The sequence below is a fragment of the Paenibacillus sp. FSL H7-0716 genome (assembly GCF_038002705.1).
Classification (GTDB): domain Bacteria; phylum Bacillota; class Bacilli; order Paenibacillales; family Paenibacillaceae; genus Paenibacillus_AQ; species Paenibacillus_AQ odorifer.
The window spans coordinates 1-19130 of the sequence record NZ_JBBODA010000062.1 but is presented as its reverse complement, the minus strand read 5'-3'; the positions used below and the strand labels follow the sequence as shown (position 1 = coordinate 19130).

Annotated in this window: 18 protein-coding genes; 14 read left to right on the top strand and 4 right to left on the bottom strand. The window is 48.5% G+C overall.

Annotation, left to right across the window (positions count from 1 at the left end):
- The 7 genes from purK to purF all read left to right on the top strand — a co-directional run.
- A partial coding sequence (purK, locus tag MHH60_RS32650) for a 5-(carboxyamino)imidazole ribonucleotide synthase (protein ID WP_341161215.1) occupies positions 1 to 1083 on the top strand: 1083 nt, incomplete at its 5' end.
- A 5-nt stretch (positions 1084 to 1088) separates the two neighbouring features.
- Positions 1089 to 2384: an adenylosuccinate lyase gene (gene purB / locus MHH60_RS32645; RefSeq protein ID WP_076136915.1), complete on the top strand. Its 1296-nt coding sequence runs from the start codon at positions 1089 to 1091 to the stop codon at positions 2382 to 2384.
- Positions 2385 to 2702: 318 nt separating this feature from the next.
- Positions 2703 to 3593, top strand: a complete 891-nt coding sequence (locus MHH60_RS32640; protein WP_076136913.1) for a phosphoribosylaminoimidazolesuccinocarboxamide synthase — start codon at positions 2703 to 2705, stop codon at positions 3591 to 3593.
- A gap of 124 nt (positions 3594 to 3717) precedes the next feature.
- Positions 3718 to 3963 carry a phosphoribosylformylglycinamidine synthase subunit PurS gene (purS, locus tag MHH60_RS32635; protein ID WP_036680912.1) on the top strand — a complete coding sequence of 82 codons (246 nt, stop codon included), beginning with the start codon at positions 3718 to 3720 and terminating at the stop codon, positions 3961 to 3963.
- A gap of 5 nt (positions 3964 to 3968) precedes the next feature.
- Positions 3969 to 4658: a phosphoribosylformylglycinamidine synthase subunit PurQ gene (gene purQ, locus MHH60_RS32630; protein ID WP_036680909.1), complete on the top strand. Its 690-nt coding sequence runs from the start codon at positions 3969 to 3971 to the stop codon at positions 4656 to 4658.
- Entirely contained in the window at positions 4636 to 6882 is a 2247-nt protein-coding gene (purL, locus tag MHH60_RS32625) for a phosphoribosylformylglycinamidine synthase subunit PurL (RefSeq protein ID WP_036680907.1), read from the top strand. Before purQ ends, purL begins: the two co-directional genes overlap by 23 nt.
- Complete coding sequence (gene purF / locus MHH60_RS32620) at positions 6867 to 8363, top strand: amidophosphoribosyltransferase (protein WP_036680905.1); 1497 nt, start codon at positions 6867 to 6869, stop codon at positions 8361 to 8363. The genes purL and purF overlap by 16 nt, the downstream gene beginning before the upstream one ends.
- A 158-nt stretch (positions 8364 to 8521) precedes the next feature.
- Here the strand turns inward: purF and MHH60_RS32615 are convergent, their stop codons facing one another.
- Entirely contained in the window at positions 8522 to 8650 is a 129-nt protein-coding gene (locus MHH60_RS32615; protein ID WP_256715180.1) for a hypothetical protein, read from the bottom strand.
- A 409-nt stretch (positions 8651 to 9059) separates the two neighbouring features.
- Here MHH60_RS32615 and purM point away from each other — a divergent pair, with 409 nt between their 5' ends.
- The 6 genes from purM to ilvA all read left to right on the top strand — a co-directional run bounded on the left by purM (position 9060) and on the right by ilvA (position 16764).
- Positions 9060 to 10100 (top strand): phosphoribosylformylglycinamidine cyclo-ligase, encoded by a 1041-nt coding sequence (purM, locus tag MHH60_RS32610; RefSeq protein ID WP_076136912.1) that lies wholly within the window; start codon positions 9060 to 9062, stop codon positions 10098 to 10100.
- Positions 10100 to 10717 carry a phosphoribosylglycinamide formyltransferase gene (gene purN, locus MHH60_RS32605; protein ID WP_341161214.1) on the top strand — a complete coding sequence of 206 codons (618 nt, stop codon included), beginning with the start codon at positions 10100 to 10102 and terminating at the stop codon, positions 10715 to 10717. The genes purM and purN overlap by 1 nt, the downstream gene beginning before the upstream one ends.
- 206 nt (positions 10718 to 10923) lie before the next feature.
- Positions 10924 to 12471 (top strand): bifunctional phosphoribosylaminoimidazolecarboxamide formyltransferase/IMP cyclohydrolase, encoded by a 1548-nt coding sequence (purH, locus tag MHH60_RS32600; RefSeq protein ID WP_076136910.1) that lies wholly within the window; start codon positions 10924 to 10926, stop codon positions 12469 to 12471.
- A gap of 23 nt (positions 12472 to 12494) precedes the next feature.
- The gene (purD, locus tag MHH60_RS32595; protein WP_076136908.1) at positions 12495 to 13760 is read left to right on the top strand and encodes a phosphoribosylamine--glycine ligase; all 1266 of its coding nucleotides are present in this window, start codon (positions 12495 to 12497) and stop codon (positions 13758 to 13760) included.
- 287 nt (positions 13761 to 14047) lie between these two features.
- On the top strand, positions 14048 to 15343 hold the full coding sequence (locus MHH60_RS32590; RefSeq protein WP_038568669.1) for an SEC-C metal-binding domain-containing protein: 1296 nt from the start codon (positions 14048 to 14050) through the stop codon (positions 15341 to 15343).
- 158 nt (positions 15344 to 15501) lie between these two features.
- Positions 15502 to 16764, top strand: a complete 1263-nt coding sequence (ilvA, locus tag MHH60_RS32585; RefSeq protein WP_076104158.1) for a threonine ammonia-lyase IlvA — start codon at positions 15502 to 15504, stop codon at positions 16762 to 16764.
- An 87-nt stretch (positions 16765 to 16851) separates the two neighbouring features.
- Here ilvA and MHH60_RS32580 read toward each other — a convergent pair whose 3' ends face one another.
- Together MHH60_RS32580 and MHH60_RS32575 are read right to left on the bottom strand one after the other, a co-directional pair.
- Entirely contained in the window at positions 16852 to 17790 is a 939-nt protein-coding gene (locus tag MHH60_RS32580; protein WP_081389072.1) for a hypothetical protein, read from the bottom strand.
- 50 nt (positions 17791 to 17840) lie between these two features.
- The gene (locus tag MHH60_RS32575; protein WP_076136906.1) at positions 17841 to 18503 is read right to left on the bottom strand and encodes a DUF1129 family protein; all 663 of its coding nucleotides are present in this window, start codon (positions 18501 to 18503) and stop codon (positions 17841 to 17843) included.
- A gap of 183 nt (positions 18504 to 18686) precedes the next feature.
- Here MHH60_RS32575 and MHH60_RS32570 point away from each other — a divergent pair, with 183 nt between their 5' ends.
- On the top strand, positions 18687 to 18887 hold the full coding sequence (locus MHH60_RS32570) for a hypothetical protein (protein WP_036680885.1): 201 nt from the start codon (positions 18687 to 18689) through the stop codon (positions 18885 to 18887).
- Between the two features lie 42 nt (positions 18888 to 18929).
- Here MHH60_RS32570 and MHH60_RS32565 read toward each other — a convergent pair.
- Positions 18930 to 19130, bottom strand: a 201-nt coding sequence (locus MHH60_RS32565; RefSeq protein WP_341161213.1) for a hypothetical protein, incomplete at its 5' end; no start/stop codon positions are given.

Here is a 19130-nt window from a genome sequence, read left to right as displayed (position 1 = left end):
GCCGGCAGCGCCATGGGGTACCGCTTCGTGGCGCTGGATCCTGCGCCGGATGCGCCTAGCGGTCAAGTTACGCCGCAGATCACGGCGGCGTATAACGACCGGGACGCGGCGCGGGAGCTGGCCCGCCGCGCGGACGTCATCACGTACGAGTTCGAGAACGTCGACGCGGGCGTAGCCGCACTGCTGGCGGAGGAATCGTACGTGCCGCAGGGCAGCGCGCTGCTGTATACCACGCAGCATCGGCTGCGCGAAAAAGCCGCCATCGAGGCGGCGGGCGTTCCGGTCGCCCCGTACCGGAAGGTGGACAGCCTTGCGGAGCTAAAAGAGGCGGCGGCTGAACTTGGACTACCTTGTGTGCTCAAGACAGCCACAGGCGGTTATGACGGCAAGGGTCAAGCTGTGATTCGTCAGGAAGAAGAGCTGGAAGAAGCTTTCCGGCAGGTTGCACCCGGTGAGGTGATTCCGGAGCTGGTGCTTGAGAAGTTTGTAGCTTTTCAATGCGAAATATCCGTTGTTGCTGCACGCAGTGCATCTGGGGAGGTCAAAAGCTTCCCGCCTTCTGAGAACATTCATGTAAATAATATTTTGCATCTGTCCATTGTACCTGCAAGAGTGTCAGCGGACATTCAGCGCAGAGCTTGCGAGCTGGCTGAGACTTTAATCGCAGGCCTGAATGCAGTTGGACTGCTTGCCGTGGAAATGTTCGTCACAGCGGACGGTGAATTGTTCGTCAATGAGCTGGCACCAAGGCCGCATAATTCCGGCCATTACACCATGGATGCTTGCGTGACCTCACAGTTCGAGCAGCATGTCCGGGCGATTTGTAATCTGCCGCTGGGCGATACAACGCTTTTGACACCTGTAGTTATGGTAAATGTATTAGGTCAGCATTTGGATGGTGCTATTAAAGCGACCTGTACACATGAGGAAAAAGATAATAAGCTGGGTATTGTACCTAAGCTTCATATATATGGCAAGACTGAGAGTAAGACTGGTCGTAAGATGGGTCATATCAATCTGCTGTGCAAGGATACCGGAGACGGCTTATCCTGGGTGGAGCAATCTAAACTTTGGAGGAACTAAAGAATATGATCGAACGTTACAGCAGACCCGAGATGCGGGCCATTTGGACTGAGGAGAATAAATTCAAAGCGTGGCTGGAAGTGGAAATTTGCGCTTGTGAAGCATGGGCGGAGCTGGGAGTCATCCCACATGAAGATGCTGCTAAGCTGCGTAAGGATGCTAAATTCGACATCGCACGTATTGATGAAATCGAACTGGAAACACGTCATGACGTAATTGCGTTTACTCGTGCGGTTTCCGAAAGCCTTGGCGCAGAACGCAAATGGGTACACTACGGCCTTACTTCCACAGATGTGGTGGATACAGCACTGGGTTACTTGCTGCGTCAAGCGAATGAGATTCTAGAGAAGGATATTATCAACTTTATTGAGATCCTTAAAGATAAAGCTATTGCTTATAAAGATACACCGATGATGGGCCGTACACATGGGGTTCATGCTGAGCCAACTACTTTTGGTCTGAAAATGGCATTGTGGTACGAAGAAATGAAACGTAACCTGGAGCGTTTCCGCCATGCTGCGAACGGTGTGCAATTTGGCAAAATCTCCGGAGCCGTTGGTACGTATGCCAACATCGATCCATTCGTAGAAGAATTTGTCTGCCGTAAGCTGGGTACAAGCCCTGCACCGATCTCGACACAAACTCTACAGCGCGACCGTCACGCTGAATATATGGCAGCTCTTGCTCTGGTAGCAACCTCGCTAGACAAATTCGCTACCGAAATCCGCGCTCTGCAAAAGAGTGAGATTCGCGAAGTAGAAGAAGCTTTTGCCAAAGGTCAAAAGGGTTCATCTGCTATGCCGCATAAACGGAATCCTATTGGCTGCGAGAATATTTCCGGTCTGTCCCGCGTGATTCGCGGACATATGGTTACAGCTTACGAGAACGTGCCGCTCTGGCATGAACGCGATATCTCGCACTCTTCAGTGGAACGTATCATCCTTCCGGATGCAACGATGCTGCTGAACTACATGCTGAACCGTTTCGGAAACATCGTGAAGAACCTGACTGTATTCCCAGAGAATATGAAGCGTAACATGAACCGTACCTTCGGCGTTCCTTTCTCCGGCCGGATCTTAACCAAGCTGATTGATAAAGGCTTCAGCCGCGAGCAAGCGTACGATACCGTTCAACCACGTGCGATGCAAGCTTGGGAAGAGCAAAAGCAGTTCCGTGATATCGTGGAAGCTACACCTGAAATCACTAATGTCCTCACCCCAGAAGAGATTGAAGATGCATTTAACCCTTCTTGGCACCTTAAGCATGTGGATACCATCTTCCGCAAGCTAGAACTGCTCTAAAAAATAGGTGCGTTAATGGTTGGGTCGATAAGGAACGAATTCCTCAGAATGAGACCTTAGAGATCCTAAAAAGATAAGTTAGTGGTGAACTAAGGAACGCTGCAATAAATGCAAAGCTGGATGGGGAGCACTGTAGAGGAAGTTTGGAACTGTAGAAGCGTTAGCGTTCGCCTTTATCCTCGGATTTCTACCGCGAGAAGCGGTTCAAATCAAGAAATCTGAGGATAACAGCGATCGGAAGTCCAAACATTCCTCGGAAGTACTTCCTCCTAGACCAGCCCAACTTAGGAAGATCATTAGTTCAAGGGAGGAAAGGTCATGACATCATCGGCCGTATCCACAGCCGTGGAACTCATCAATGCGCCGCTGCTCTACAAAGGGAAGGTTCGTGAGCTATACGATTTAGGAGAAAATGTACTGATCGTAGTTACGGATCGGATATCTGCTTTTGACTATGTGCTGGACCCGGCGGTCCCTGAAAAGGGCAATGTGCTTAACCGTCTGAGCGCGTTCTGGTTCGGACAGACTAAAGAGCTGATGGAGAATCATGTCGTTCATATTGATGTGGATCTGCTCGGCGACGTAGTTAAGGACAAAGAGGCCCTCAGAAACCGTGTCATGGTGGTACGCAAAGCGGAGCGCATTGATATCGAATGCGTAGTGCGTGGATGCATCACTGGCGGCGGCTGGAGACAGTATCAAGAAACCGGCAAGGTAAATGGTATTGAGCTTCCTGCTAACCTCCGCAAAAACGCGCTGCTGGCAGAGCCGATTTTTACCCCTGCGGCTAAAAATGATGTAGGTCACGATGAGGATATTCCATTTGAGAAAATGCAGGAATTAATCGGAGCTGATCTGGCGCTTGAGCTGCAGGAAAAGAGCTTAAAGCTGTTCGCTTTTGCTAGAGAGTATTGTGCTGAGCGTGGGATCATACTTGCGGACTGCAAATTCGAATTCGGCTTGTTGGACGGTAAGGTGATTCTGATCGATGAGATTTTTACACCGGATGCTTCCCGCTTCTGGGCTAAGGATAAATACGCGCTTGATATTGAAATTGATAGTATGGATAAAGAGCCTGTTCGTACGTATCTATCTGCATCTGCCTGGGATAAGAATAGTAAGCCTGATCCGCTCCCACTGGAAGTAGTAGAAGAAACTACACGGCGTTATCTGGACATTTATCATCGTCTTACTGGCAAGTCTTTATAGTTCAACATAGTGTGTGCACTCATGGGAATAAATTCAGTATATATTTTTGAAGCTAAATGTACTCATTGTAGAATTTCAGTTTCAGAGGGTATGCTCATTAAAATTTAGGAGGAACTACAAGCATATGTTAAAAGCGACGGTATATGTCACCATAAAGAAAAGCGTTCTTGATCCACAAGGGGTAGCAGTACAAGGAGCACTTCATTCGGTAGGCTTCCAAGAAGTTGAAAGCTTGCGTATCGGGAAATATATGGAGTTGACTTTGGATACGGATAACCGTGCTGAAGCGGAAGTGCGTCTTAAGGAAATGTGCGAAAAGCTACTTGCCAACACGGTGATCGAGGATTACCGCTACGAATTGGAGGACTAAACGACATGAAATTTGCTGTACTTGTCTTCCCAGGCTCCAACTGTGATATTGATTGCTACAAGGCGGTAGAGGACAGTCTCGGCGAACCAGTCGATTACGTGTGGCATACAGCGACGGATTTGTCGGCGTATGATTGCATTTTGGTTCCAGGCGGATTCTCATATGGTGATTACCTGCGCTGTGGCGCGATTTCGAGATTTGCTCCTGTTATGGCGGAAGTTGCTAAAGCAGCAGAGCAAGGGAAATACGTGCTAGGCATTTGCAATGGGTTCCAAATTCTTACTGAGGCTGGTTTGCTGCCAGGTGCGCTTCGCCGCAACATGTCGATGAAGTTCCGCTGTCACGATACAGTGCTTAAGGTTGTTAATAATGAAACCCCATTTACTATTGACTATGCTAAAGATGAAGAAATCATCATTCCAATCGCACACGGTGAAGGAAACTACTACTGTGATGACGAGACTTTGGCAGAGCTGAAAGCTAACAATCAGATCGTGTTTACCTATAGCGATAACCCTAACGGCTCCGTAGCCGATATTGCGGGTGTTAGTAACGTACAAGGGAATGTGGTTGGCATGATGCCTCACCCTGAGCGCGCGGCTAATAGTTTGCTTGGTTCAGAAGACGGCAAAAGAATGTTTACATCCATACTGAAGACTTGGAGGGATCGTCATGACGCAGCAAGTATCCGTTAAGGAACCGACCGCAGAACAGATTGCGGAGCAGAAAATTTACAGCCAGTTCGGTGTGTCGGACAGCGAATATGAGCTGATCAAGTCTTTTATGGGACGTTTGCCGAACTACACTGAAATCGGCGTATTTAGCGTAATGTGGTCCGAGCACTGTGCCTATAAGAACTCCAAACCACTCCTGAAACGTTTCCCAATTTCCGGACCACGTGTCCTGATGGGACCTGGCGAGGGCGCAGGGATTGTAGATATCGGTGACAACCAAGCGGTTGTTTTTAAAATCGAAAGTCATAACCACCCTTCAGCGGTAGAACCATTCCAAGGTGCGGCAACGGGTGTCGGCGGGATTATCCGTGATATTTTCTCCATGGGCTCCAGACCTATCGCAATCCTTAATTCACTACGTTTCGGGAAGCTGGAAAGTGATCGAGTGAAGTATTTGTTCGAACATGTAGTGTCTGGTATTGCTGGTTATGGTAACTGTATCGGGATTCCAACGGTTGGCGGCGAAATCATGTTTGATGATAGCTATGATGGCAATCCGCTAGTTAACGCAATGTGTGTGGGTCTGATCGATCATGACAAAATCCAACGTGGTGTAGCTAAGGGTGTTGGCAACCCAGTCTTCTATGTAGGTCCACCTACAGGTCGTGATGGAATTCATGGTGCTACTTTTGCATCGGTAGAGCTTAGTGAGGAATCAGAAGCTAAACGTACCGCAGTACAAGTCGGCGATCCATTTATGGAAAAGCTCGTTATGGAATCTTGTCTAGAACTGATCGACAGCGGCATCGTTATCGGGATTCAGGATATGGGCGCAGCGGGTCTTACATGCTCTAGTGCGGAGATGGCAAGTAAAGCAGGCAATGGTCTGGAGCTGTATCTTGATCAGGTGCCACAACGTGAAGAGGGCATGACGCCTTACGAAATGATGCTTTCAGAATCACAAGAACGGATGTTGTTTGTCGTTGAGCCGAAGGATGAGGCCCAGGCACAAGAGATTTTTGACCGCTGGGGTGTTATCTGCTGTAAAGTCGGTAAAGTTACGGATGATGGCCGCTTGAAATTGTATCATCACGGCGAGGTTGTTGGTGACATGCCAGTAACGGCGCTCGTGGATGAGTGTCCAGTATATAACAAACCTTCTGAGGTTCCTGCTTATTATATTGCGAATGAAAAGGTAGATACCCTTCGTTACGAGGAAGTTACGGATCTGGGCGGTGCATTGCGTACAGTGCTTGGATCACCAACCGTAGCAAGTAAAGCATGGGTATACAATCAATACGATTACATGGTGCGGACGAGCACAGCTGTACGCCCTGGATCTGACGCGGCTGTAGTTACCATTCATGGTACTCGTAAAGGACTTGCGATGACTACAGACTGTAATGGCCGTTATGTTCATCTTGATCCTGAAGTGGGTGGACGTATTGCAGTTAGCGAAGCGGCACGTAACATCGTTTGTTCCGGTGCTGAACCGCTGGCTATTACGGATAACCTGAACTTCGGAAATCCTGAGAAGCCTGATGTGTTCTGGCAAATGGAGCGTGCGGTTGATGGTATGGCTGAAGCCTGTCGTGTGCTGGATACTCCGGTTATCGGTGGTAATGTCAGTCTTTATAACGAAAATACTACGGGCTCCATCTATCCAACGCCGGTTGTCGGCATGGTTGGTTTAGTAGCGGACACGGATCATATTACGACTCAAGGGTTCAAGCAAGAAGGAGATTCTATTCTTCTGCTGGGAGTAACCAAGGCTGAGCTGGGCGGCAGTGAATTCCAATATGCTGTTCATGGTGTGACCGAGGGTCGTCCTCCGGCTTTGGAGTTGGCTACTGAGAAAAAACTGCTGAACGCAGTCCTTACCTCAATTCGTGGCGGTCTGGTGCGTTCCGCACATGACTTGTCCGAAGGTGGACTTGCCGTAGCGCTTGCAGAGAGCTGTATCAGCGGCGGAATCGGAGCGAACGTTGAGCTTTCAGCTAACGGTCTTAGATCTGATGTAGCATTGTTCAGCGAAAGCCAATCACGCATTGTGCTGACAGCCGCTCCTGAACGTGCGGAAGAGCTGAAAGCAGCGATTGCAGCCAGCGGTGTTCCCGTGGAAATCATCGGAACTGTAGGTGGAGACAGACTGCGCGTAAATCTGGACGGCGTGTCCGCACTAGATGAAGCTGTAGCAGAATTGAAATTCGTTTGGGAGGATGCTATTCCATGTCTTATGAAATAAAGACCGGGAAAGAGCAGGAGACTCCAATCCTGTGGACTGGTGACTTTTACAATGAAGGAACGGGCTCGGGAGATATTTTTGACACATTAAAAGAAGAATGCGGCGTTTTCGGGGTCTTCGGACACCCGGAAGCGGCGTCCATGTCTTATTACGGCTTACACGCCTTACAACACCGTGGAGAAGAAAGTGCGGGAATCTGCGTAGCAGACGGTCGCGATTTCAACTATCACCGCGGGATGGGGTTAGTAAAAGAAGTATTCGACAAGGACAAAATTGCCTCATTGGTTGGAGACATGTCCATTGGGCATGTACGTTATTCCACTAGTGGAGACAGCCGCTTAACCAATGCGCAGCCGCTGGTATTTAAATATCGTGACGGCGATTTGGCGATTGCTACGAACGGCAACATAGTAAATGAACCGTTGATCCGCAAACAGCTGGAGCAAAGCGGGTCGATCTTTCAAACTACGAGTGATACAGAAGTGCTGGCGCATCTGATTGCCCGTTCGCCAAAGGATTTTGTTGAAGCGGCAAAAGATGCGCTGCAGCAGCTCGTTGGCGGGTTTGCTTTTCTGCTTATGACAAATGACAAGTTAATTGTCGCTTCAGATTCCCATGGCTTGCGTCCGCTAGTGATGGGACGGATTGGTGAAGCTTATATTTTTGCTTCCGAGTCCTGCGCATTAGAGGTCATTGGGGCACAGCTGGTTCGTGATATTGAGCCTGGCGAATTGCTAGTCCTCGACAAAAACGGCCTCTTAGAGGACCGTTTTACCGAACCCAAACGTAAAGCGCTGTGCGCGATGGAGTATATTTACTTCTCCCGCCCAGACAGTGATATGAACGGCTCTAACCTGCACTCCGCCCGTAAGCGGATGGGTAGCCGCATGGCACTGGAAGCTTTTGTCGATGCTGATCTCGTAACCGGGGTGCCGGATTCCAGTATTTCAGCAGCCATCGGGTATGCCGAGCAAACGGGAATTCCTTATGAGCTTGGGCTCATTAAGAATAAGTACACTGGACGGACCTTCATCCAGCCGAGCCAAGAACTGCGTGAGCAAGGTGTGAAGATGAAGCTGAGCGCCGTGCGCAGTGTAGTTGATGGCAAACGTGTCGTTATGATCGATGATTCTATCGTTCGTGGCACGACCTCACGCCGAATCGTCAATCTGCTTCGGGAAGCGGGAGCTGTTGAAGTGCATGTGCGGATTACTTCACCGCCGTTCAAGAATCCTTGCTTCTACGGCATTGATACACCAGACCGCCGCGATCTCATCGCGTCCTACAAGACCATTGAGGAAATGTGCGAAGAGATCAACGCCGATTCCTTGGCATTTTTGTCACCGGAAGGCTTAATCTCTTCCATTGGTGGACACAACAAAGATGACTATAAAGGCGGACTTTGCCTTTCTTGCTTTGATAATGATTACCCGACGCAGGTGGATTTTGGCGGGGCAGAGAAAGATGGCTGCTCGTGTTGACATCCCCCTAAGTCCCCCTTACAAAGGGGGATTCCGAAGGGCTCTGCCCTCCGGCCACCCGAAAGCTCGGCGGTAGGAGTTGGATTATAACTTGCTAAGAAGACTTGGGTACGAGTGCTCGCTTTGTCCCTGTGTGCTGCGCACGGACGGGACACGCTTTACGGCGCTCCGCCCCCCGGCTGCATCCGCCGCCGGGACTGGCTCGCCAAGCTTCCCTCTGTTTGCTTCGCAAATACGAGGACCGCTTGTCTCGCTAAGGAGGCACTTGGCTGCGCTCTAAGCACCAAGATCAGCTCTCCAAGCTCGTCCCTGTTTGCTACGCAAATGCGGTACTCGCTTGTTTCGCTTAAGAAGGTGTATGGCGCAGCTCATGCACCGAGGTCTTGAGGTCCGTATGCAAGGCGCGCACTGCGGCTTGCAGTAGGGACAAACCGGTGGTTGGAGGGAGTTGTGGAGAGGAAGTTTGGAACTGTAGAAGCGTTAGCGTTCGCCCGAAAGCTTTCCGAGGGAAAGCTCGCTTCGTAAGCATACGCTTATGCTCGAATTTCTACCGCTCAGCGGTAAAAAATTCAAAGGAATTCGAGCATAACAGCGATCGGAAGTCCAAACATTCCTCGCAATAACTCCCCTGCAACCACCCAAAAGCCGAATGCGCCCAAACGCGCTCTAAACTATTAAAAGATGAGGTGTCCAATAGTGTCGGAAGCTTATAAAAACGCCGGAGTGGATATTGCGGCTGGTAATGAAGCGGTAGAACGCATGAAAAAGCACGTAAAACGTACTTACCGTCCAGAAGTAATGACGGATCTTGGTGGGTTCGGAGCGCTGTTTGGCCTCAATAAAGATAAATATGAAGAGCCAGTGCTTGTATCGGGAACCGATGGTGTAGGCACAAAGCTCAAAATCGCATTCGCGGCGGATCGCCATGACACGATTGGCATCGATGCTGTAGCTATGTGCGTGAACGACATCGTAGTGCAAGGCGCAGAGCCACTCTTTTTCCTCGACTATCTGGCTTGCGACAAAGTGGTGCCGGAGAAAATCGAGGCTATCGTAGCTGGAATCGCTGAAGGCTGTCACCAAGCGGGTTGTGCACTGATTGGCGGCGAAACGGCTGAGATGCCGGGTATGTATTCAGCAGGTGAATATGATATCGCTGGATTCACAGTGGGCGTAGCTGATAAAGCGAAGCTGGTAACAGGCGCTAACATCGCTGCTGGAGACACAGTGATTGGTCTGGCTTCCAGTGGTGTGCACAGCAATGGCTTCTCGCTGGTGCGTAAGCTTTTGCTTGAGCAAGAGGGTTATGGCCTGAATGACGTGCTTCCTGAGCTTGGCGCTCCGCTGGCGGATGTACTCCTTGCACCAACTAAGATTTATGTGAAGCCTTTGCTGGCACTGCTGGAGCAGCTTCCGGTAAAAGGTATGGCTCATATTACGGGTGGCGGATTCATTGAGAATATCCCACGCGTATTGCCTGATAATGTAGACGTGGAGATCAATTACGGATCATGGCCGATTCTGCCAATCTTCGGATTGATGCAGGACAAAGGAAACGTGAGCAACCGTGATATGTTCACTACTTTTAATATGGGAATTGGTCTTGTTCTGGTAGTTAGCGCTGCTGATGGAGAACGCGCTCTTGAACTGCTTAAAGCTAGCGGAGAAGAGGCGTATATCATTGGTAAAGTAACAGAAGGGGAACGCAAAGTAACCTTTACTGGAGCTGAAGTGTGATGCAATCAAGTCGAATCGCTGTTTTTGCTTCGGGGCAGGGCAGCAATTTTGCAGCACTGATCGAGGCACAGAGAGCAGGCTTGCTTGGAGACGGCAGGATTGAATTTCTTGTCTCGGACAAGCCGGAAGCGCCTGTAGCACAACGTGCGGAGGATGCGGGAATTCCCGCCCTCTTGCTGCGGCCAAAAGACTTCGCCAGCCGTGAGCTCTACGAAGCAGAGATTGTCGCAGAGCTTCAGCGGCGGGAAATCGGGCTGGTTGTGCTGGCAGGGTATATGCGCCTCATTACACCAGTGCTTTTAACGCCGTATGCGGGTCGGATTATTAACATTCACCCATCGCTGCTGCCTGCTTTTGCTGGAAAGGATGCGATCGGACAAGCGCTGGATTATGGCGTGAAGCTGACGGGAGTCACTGTGCATTTTGTCGATGGAGGTATGGATACCGGGCCAGTTATTGCTCAGCGTAGCGTAGTTGTGTTGGATAACGACACGGCGGATTCATTGGCGGAACGGATTCATAAGGTTGAGTATGAGTTGTATCCTGAAGTGGTTGGCGCTTTTGCCAGCGGGAAAGTGGAACTGAGTGGAAGAAAGACGATTATCCGCGAAAAGTAAGCCACACTGTAGCCATTCGAAGTTTTGGATCGACATTTGGTGACAGGCGGAGAGATTTCAGGGTATTTCTCGGGAAATATTGCATAAGCGGCATTATGTGTCGTGTAGTAGGTAATAGAGTCAGATTTTTTCTTATAGTATTTTCCCAAGCTGTTAGATGTCATCACATTAAATCGCACGTACAACCCGAAGGAGGACTATTCAAAGTGAGTATCAAAAGAGCGCTAGTTAGCGTATCGGATAAACAAGGTATCGTGGATTTTTGCCGCGAGTTGTCTGCATTAGGCGTAGAGATTATTTCCACTGGTGGAACAAGCACGCTTTTGGCTAAGGAAGGTGTTCCAGTCATCGGTATTTCCGATGTTACAGGATTCCCGGAAATCATGGATGGACGTGTCAAAACCTTGCACCCGGCTGTACACAGCGGATTGCTAGCGGTTCGTGACAATGAGGAACACACGCGTCAAATGAAAGAGCTTGGTCTGGACTACATTGATCTGGTAGTAGTAAATCTGTATCCGTTCGCGGAAACCATTGCTAAACCGGATGTATCGTATGAAGAAGCTATCGAGAATATCGATATCGGCGGACCGACGATGCTGCGTTCTGCGGCGAAGAACCATGCTTTTGTAAGTGTAGTGGTAGATGCTAACGACTATGCTACAGTGCTTGAAGAGGTTCGCGCAGATGGAGATACAACGCTGGAAACACGCAAACGACTTGCGGCAAAAGTGTTCCGTCATACGGCGGCTTACGATGCCTTAATTTCCGATTATTTGGCTAATGTTACTGGCGAACCGCTTCCTGAGCGCTACACCGTGACTTATGAGAAAATTCAGGATCTGCGCTATGGAGAGAATCCGCATCAAAAAGCGGCTTTCTATCGCAAGCCTTTGGCTGCGGGGGATACTCTTACAGCAGCTGAGCAATTGCATGGCAAAGAATTATCCTACAACAACATCAACGATGCTAACGCAGCGCTGCAAATCGTGAAAGAATTTGAAGAACCTGCTGTCGTAGCCATTAAACATATGAATCCTTGTGGTGTAGGTGTCGGTGAAAGTGTATACGAAGCTTATCAAAAAGCTTACAACGCAGACCCAACCTCTATCTTTGGCGGAATAGTAGCCGCTAACCGGATTATCGACGCGGACACTGCTAATCTGCTGAAAGAGATTTTCCTCGAAATCGTATTGGCGCCAGGCTTTACGGAAGAAGCACTGGAAATCCTTACGAAGAAAAAGAACCTGCGTCTGCTCAAAATCGGCAATCTCAGCACGGCTAGCGCGCGTAAGAGCAGCTTCGTAGTTACCTCTATTGATGGAGGAATGGTTGTGCAGGAGAGCGATGTGCATTCTGTGAACCCGGATGATCTACAAGTTGTTACGGACCGTAAGCCAACCGAAGAAGAATTGAAACAGCTGTTGTTCGGCTGGAAGGTAGTTAAGCATGTGAAGTCTAATGCGATTGTATTAGCTGCGGATGATATGACAGTTGGCGTAGGTGCAGGACAAATGAACCGCGTTGGCGCAGCTAAAATTGCAATTGAACAAGCTGGCGAGAAGTCCAAAGGATCAGTCCTTGCCTCTGACGCCTTCTTCCCAATGGGAGATACGCTTGAAATGGCAGCTAAAGCAGGCATTACCGCAGTTATTCAGCCAGGCGGCTCCATTAAAGACGAAGAATCGATCAAGGTCGCGAATGAGTATGGAATTGCTATGGTCTTCACAGGCGTCCGTCATTTCAAACACTAGAACGCTGGGAGGATTTTATTCTAATGGATATTTTAGTGGTTGGCGGCGGCGGCCGGGAGCATGCGATTATTTGGAGCCTGTCCCAAAGCCCCAAGGTTGGTAAAATCTATTGCGCACCCGGCAACGCCGGGATTGCGCAGCTAGCAGAATGTGTGCCTATCGGTGTGTTTGAGTTCGACCGTCTGACGGCTTTTGCAAAAGAGAAGGAAGTAGGTCTTGTTGTAATCGGACCGGATGATCCGTTAGCAGGGGGCATTGTGGATGCTTTTGAAGCACAGGCTATTCCTGTGTTTGGTCCGCGCAAGAATGCAGCTGAGATCGAAGGCAGCAAAACCTTTATGAAGGATCTTTTGCACAAATATAATATTCCGACAGCAGCCTATGAAAAATTTGATGACTATGAAGCTGCATTGGCTTACTTACGCGAGCAACCGCTGCCGATCGTAATCAAGGCAGATGGGCTTGCCGCAGGAAAAGGCGTGACCGTTGCCTATTCACGGGAAGAGGCCGAGCAGGCACTAGCTGATATTATGGTAACCAAAGTGTTTGGTGAAGCTGGCGCTCAGGTTGTCATTGAAGAGTTCCTGGCGGGTCAGGAAATGTCGATTTTGGCTTTTGTTGATGGAGAGACAGTGCGTCCGATGGCTGCCGCTCAAGATCATAAGCCCGCTTACGATGGAGATAAAGGTCCTAATACCGGTGGAATGGGCACCTATTCGCCTCTGCCGCATATCGACGAGGCGATTATCCAAGAAGCGATTGAGACCATCATTAAGCCAACAGCAAAGGCTATGGTAGCTGAAGGCCGTTCGTTTAGCGGCGTTTTGTTCGCAGGGCTGATGATTTCTCCAGAAGGTAAACCAAAGACCATCGAATTTAATGCCCGGTTTGGGGATCCGGAGACACAGGTCGTGCTGCCTAGATTGAAGAGCGACTTGTTAGAAATCTTTTTGGCAGTAACCGAGGGCAGACTTGCGGATATCGATATTGAGTGGAGCGACGAAGCAGCGGTGTGCGTGGTTCTCGCTTCTGGAGGATATCCAGGCTCTTATCCTAAAGGAGTGCCGATTGAAGGGCTTGAGGACAGCCAAGGAGGGCTGATCTTTCATGCCGGTACAGCACGGGGGGCAGATGGCAGCTGGGTAACGAACGGCGGACGGGTCTTAGGCGTGGTAGGCCTGGGTGCTACGATTGCCGAAGCTCGTTCAGCGGCCTATGCTAGGGCTGAAGGAATCTCTTTTTCCGGGAAACAGAATCGCAGCGACATCGCTATGAAGGCTCTGGTATAAGGATAAAGCACTGTATCTAGCAATTTTTTGCGCTTTAAGTCCTAAAAAAGGACTGACAAGTGATAGAAGAAGTGCTATAATACTACACGTACGGGGGAAAATGTGCGGATATATACAGATAAGGGCCTTTCCGATCATGGGAAGGCCCTTTTAAATCGGAGTCCTTCAGACTTTGTGCAGTAACCTTATAAAGGATGCCTCGTGCCTGAAAATGTTGATACTTATAGTGCATACTAGCGATACGCTTATGGCGAATGGCTACTCACAGATTTAAGGGGGAATTCGTTTTGAGTAAGATTGGAAGAAATGATATGTGTCCTTGCGGAAGCGGGAAAAAATATAAGAAATGCTGCCTAGGGAAAGAAACTTCTGCAGTGGAATCCATCATGCGACTGGTAACAACGGAAGAATCCGCTGCTACTGTGGCTGTGGCCGACAAACCAGAAGCGGCAGCCATTTCTGAAGCTAAACTTACCCTAACTACGCTCAAAAAAAAGGTGTCACGGGATCTGAAATGGGAGCATCCAGCACATGAACAATTGGCTATGCACCTTATTGAGACCATGAGAGACAGCTATGACCGGGAGCTAATCTGGGAAGGTCTGGTTTTATGGAATGGTTATTCCCGTCACATCAAGCCTGCAGTGAAGAAAATGGGCTCCTTCTGCGCGGCTATCGAATTTATCTTGTCTGAGGAATATGGTTTCCTTCAAACTCAAGCTGATCTAGCGATCAAACATGAGGTTACTGCACCTACCATCTCCAGAAAAGTTAAAGAGATGCTTAATTATATCGAACAGTACGGCATGGGCGGGGCAGAGGAAGAATTACTTTTGCTCAACGTTTCAGGCACTCCGAAGGATCAGGAACAGGCTTTGCTGCAAAAAGCAATGGAAACTAAAGCATCCAATCGTCGGATCCAGCTAGCAGAAGCAGCATTGGAAGTTTATCCGGACAGTCCGGACGCTTATCTCATTTTGGCTGAGGAAGCCGAGAATGAAGCAGATGCCCGTGCTTATCTGAAAGCAGGGATGGAAGCGGGTGCGCGTGAGCTTGGAGAAGCCTTTTTCATTGAGAACAAAGGACATTTCTGGGGTCTTTACGAGACGCGTTCGTACATTCGAATCTGCAAAAGCTACGCTGACTCCTGCTGGTTTAGCGGAAATGCAGAAGAAGCACAAAAGACGCTGGAGCACATTCTAGAATTGAACCCAGAAGATAACACAGGTGCGCGTTACCTTCTAACGGCAACGTACCTTTACACCAATAAGCTTAAGAAGACCGAGAAGGTACTGGAGAAGTTCGGCAAGGATGCAGCAGCAACAGTAGCATATGACCGTATGGTTTTAGAATATAAGAAGAACGGGATTACTTCCCAGCTCAAAATGCTCTACCGCGTGGCGAAGAATGTGAACAAGCATGTGCCAGATTATCTGTTAGGTATCAAAAGATTGCCGCATAACCTGCCTGATTTTGTAGGCGTGGGTGACGCTAACGAGGCTATCGAATATGTTATTGTACATTCACGTTTGTGGACAAGCTTACCAGACCTGGTGAAGTGGATGCTGAAGCAACAGGATTAGTAGGTTTCATAGCGTAGAGACAGCAAATATTAGTAAGAGACTATAGGGTTCCTTTAGTCTCTTTTTCTTTATCACTGATTAGGATGCTTGAAAAAATGTCCTCGGGAGAGTATGTTACAAGAAGTAGAATAACAGATAGATAGTGAGGCGAGAGGGTTATGAGAGAAGAGGAAGACCGAATCGTAGGAATGGAAGATATTGTGCGGGCTCATCACGTACTGCGTGAAGTCATAATCCGGACACCCCTACAACGTGATGCTGTGCTGTCAGCCAAGTATGATTGTGATGTGTATTTGAAGCGCGAGGATTTGCAGATTGTACGTTCTTTCAAAATCCGCGGAGCTTATAATATGATTCGTAGTTTGTCAGCAGAAGATAGAGCAAAAGGCATTGTCTGTGCAAGTGCGGGCAACCATGCACAAGGCGTAGCCTATTCCTGTAAGGCGCTTGGAATTAAAGGCAAGGTCTATATGCCAAGCACTACGCCTAACCAGAAGGTTAAGCAGGTACGGCGGTTCGGTGGTGAGTTTGTTGAGGTCATTCTGAAGGGCGATACCTTTGATGATGCTTATGATGAAGCACTGCAAGCTTGTATAGATCATGGGATGACGTTGATCCACCCCTTTGATGAGCCACGAATCATTGCGGGCAACGGCACCATTGCAATGGAAGTGATGGAGAGTCTGGACAACCCTGCAGACTTTATGTTCGTAACCATTGGTGGAGGCGGCCTGGCAGCGGGCATAGCCACCTATGTGAAGACAGTTAGTCCTTCTACCAAGTTGATTGGTGTGGAGCCACTCGGAGCCGCTTCTATGACGGAAGCGATCAAGCTTGGAGAAGTGGTTACTCTGAAGGAAATTAATAAGTTCGTGGACGGAGCGGCTGTAAAACGTGTTGGTGGCCTGACATATGATATTTGCTCCCGTCATCTGGATGACATCGTAATGGTGCCTGAAGGTAAAGCTTGTACCACGATTCTGGAACTATATAACGAGAATGCCATAGTGGTTGAGCCAGCAGGTTCGCTGCCTATCGCAGCGCTTGATCAATATCGTGATCAAATCCGCGGCAAAACAGTTGTCTGTATCATAAGCGGCGGCAACAACGATATTGACCGGATGCAGGAGATCAAAGAGCGTTCATTGATTTATGAAGGCTTAAAACACTATTTCATGGTGAACTTCCCGCAACGGGCAGGTGCGCTGCGTGAGTTCTTGGGAGAAATCCTTGGACCTCACGATGATATTACCCGTTTCGAGTATATCAAGAAGCATGATAAAGAAAATGGTCCCGCGCTTGTGGGCATTGAATTATTGTCAACGGATGCCTACGAACCTCTCATCGAACGGATGCAGCAGAAGGGCGTCGATTATGTAGAGATCAATAAGGATTCTAATCTCTTTAACATCCTTATTTAATTCTCTTATCCACTTAATAATCACGTTAATAAACATAAACAAGCCCGTCCCTATTCATTTCAGGGACGGGCTTTTGTGATTTCTTTATTAGAGAGGTAATGAAGTCTTACGATATTGCTCGACCTCATCGGTCAATTTATAGCTATTGTCTTTCATTAATTTCATGAAGCTATCCAGCTTTTGTAGAAATGGGCTGTTGTCATTATTTTTGGTCAGAATACTGGAGTAAGCCTTTTGCGCCTCCAAATCCATTTCCAGATTGTCATAATGGAAGAGAGGAGTGTTATTCTGGCCGTAAAACGTATTATTCACATACATAGTGTACAAGGCTTTTACAGCAGAAATTCGGTTTGATTTCGGATGATTTTGAATGAATTGCTCTTGAGATAAAGCTCTGGCTGCTACCTCAGTCCAGGCGATAACTAGCCCGTTGTCCTTGGAAGAGGGCAGGTCCGATTCGGTGGCCATAATGGTAATATAAGCGCTGATATCATTGGTAACGTATAGCTTGTACTTGCGGTAAGCCCCATAATCGATCACCGGGAAAAAAGTACCCTCTGCTGTCTCCAGCTTATATCCGCTTTCGCTGGCACTTTTCAGCAGTGTACGCAGCTGGAGATCATCAGTAATAGCAGCAAGAGAAGACATGCTGGCGCCTGCTTTATAAATGGCGGTGAGCTTCCGCTGGACAGTGCTGGTACTGAATTTACTTTCCCAGGCTTGCAGTGCAGCTTTATGCAGATTCTCAAGCTTCAGGGTCAGCACTGTTGCACGATACGACCCTACTGCATACATATTGGAGTTCAAATATTTTATGGCTTCGGGTAACTTGTCAGAGGTAGATAATAGCGGTAATGCAGCTTTATAGACAGCCTCTGCATGATTATTGCTAGCTGCTTGAGGAATTGCCTTAGCGCCTTCCCCAGCAGGGCTGGTAGCACCTTCGGCGTGAATAGCACTGGGCAATATGCCTAGCCCTAAGGCTATAGCTAGAACGGAGTAGAGAATATGATGCTTCTTAATCATGGAAGTTTCCCCCTATCTATCGGATGGAATAAAGTTTTTAGCCTAGGTATTTATTTTTTGAAAAATATAAATTTCAGTCCCAACCCCCCAATGATGCACAGAATTAAGCTTACCCACGGGGATATTGTAATGACCGGAAATAACCGATCGAGGAACATGCCGATAAATACAGCAGCTACTGCGATGCCAATATAGATGCCAAGGCTTTTTATATCAAAAGGTTTGGCACTGGGTGCATCGCTTTCCGACAAGGAAGACATCCATTTCATAATCAGTTCAATTAAGATAATGGAGCCTACTCCCACAGCGAGCAGGGTGAAAAGGCTGATCTGTCCGAACATTCCAGGTGAATCGTCAGTCCATTGGAAGAAGAGTCCACCGACTGCCAATATCCCAAAAAGACAGGTCAGAGCTGCGCAGGGAATCATCAAGTAATAGTTCCATTTAGTGCGCACCGGGCGCCCGGGAACACTGTCTATGATTTCTTTAAAATAATCGTGCGGATTCTCGCCAAAAACCTGCTTGGCATTTTTCCCTTTACGTTGTTCCTTCAACAGCAGCTTGGCCGCATCCAGCAAAAGTTCTTCTCCGCGCAGGGGTTCAATTCGACTGGCCCGCACGGCAAGAATCATATCTTCTAAATAGGAGCGATTGAAGGGCGTCAACTGCTCACGCAGGGCGTTATTTTCCTTAATCATATCTTTCACTTTCATAATTTGGATGTAAACCTCCAGTGTTGTTAATCGGTATAGTCTTTAACCTAGAGTATACGTTTGCATGACAGGTCTACGCAAGGACAACCATTTCTATGGCGATATGCATAATCCTTTTAGAAGAGTGAACACTGATAATGTTGTTGCTTGATCAATATAGCATTGGGAAAGGTTGGGAGCTTTATGGAACATGAGAACAAGAAAGAACAGGGAAGATCCATGGGCAACGGTTTCGAGCCTACGCCCAATAATTCAATGGGGGATTGGGGCGGCTCCGATGGATTCAGCATGTGGGATTCCGCAGAAGATGCTCCCGAGGGCTTGCTTAAGGATTGGGAAGGCAGCCATGAAACCCATGAGATGTTTAACGACAGCTACGATTGATTAACAACCCTGGTCATTCATCTCGAAAAAACAACAGAGCAGCTATCCTCCGATCTGGGGATCGCTGCTTTTTGTTTTTTGGTGGGGTTCTTTGGGTTGAGCTGTTGGAATGGTAGGTGCCGCAAGACCTGAAGCCAAAGCTAAAGCCAAAGCCAAACCCAAGCACCCCCGGAACCCGGGAATCCCAGAACCCCAGAACCCCAGAACCCCGGAACTCCGGAACCCGGAACCCGGAACTCCGGA

Bases quoted from the DNA above. Each gene is read 5' to 3' on its own strand.
- purB (WP_076136915.1), top strand. From the start codon at position 1,089: ATGATCGAACGTTACAGCAGACCCGAGATGCGGGCCATTTGGACTGAG.
- MHH60_RS32640 (WP_076136913.1), top strand. From the start codon at position 2,703: ATGACATCATCGGCCGTATCCACAGCCGTGGAACTCATCAATGCGCCG.
- purS (WP_036680912.1), top strand. From the start codon at position 3,718: ATGTTAAAAGCGACGGTATATGTCACCATAAAGAAAAGCGTTCTTGAT.
- purQ (WP_036680909.1), top strand. From the start codon at position 3,969: ATGAAATTTGCTGTACTTGTCTTCCCAGGCTCCAACTGTGATATTGAT.
- purL (WP_036680907.1), top strand. From the start codon at position 4,636: ATGACGCAGCAAGTATCCGTTAAGGAACCGACCGCAGAACAGATTGCG.
- purF (WP_036680905.1), top strand. From the start codon at position 6,867: ATGTCTTATGAAATAAAGACCGGGAAAGAGCAGGAGACTCCAATCCTG.
- purN (WP_341161214.1), top strand. From the start codon at position 10,100: ATGCAATCAAGTCGAATCGCTGTTTTTGCTTCGGGGCAGGGCAGCAAT.
- purD (WP_076136908.1), top strand. From the start codon at position 12,495: ATGGATATTTTAGTGGTTGGCGGCGGCGGCCGGGAGCATGCGATTATT.
- ilvA (WP_076104158.1), top strand. From the start codon at position 15,502: ATGAGAGAAGAGGAAGACCGAATCGTAGGAATGGAAGATATTGTGCGG.
- MHH60_RS32580 (WP_081389072.1), bottom strand. From the start codon at position 17,790: ATGATTAAGAAGCATCATATTCTCTACTCCGTTCTAGCTATAGCCTTA.
- MHH60_RS32575 (WP_076136906.1), bottom strand. From the start codon at position 18,503: ATGAAAGTGAAAGATATGATTAAGGAAAATAACGCCCTGCGTGAGCAG.
- MHH60_RS32570 (WP_036680885.1), top strand. From the start codon at position 18,687: ATGGAACATGAGAACAAGAAAGAACAGGGAAGATCCATGGGCAACGGT.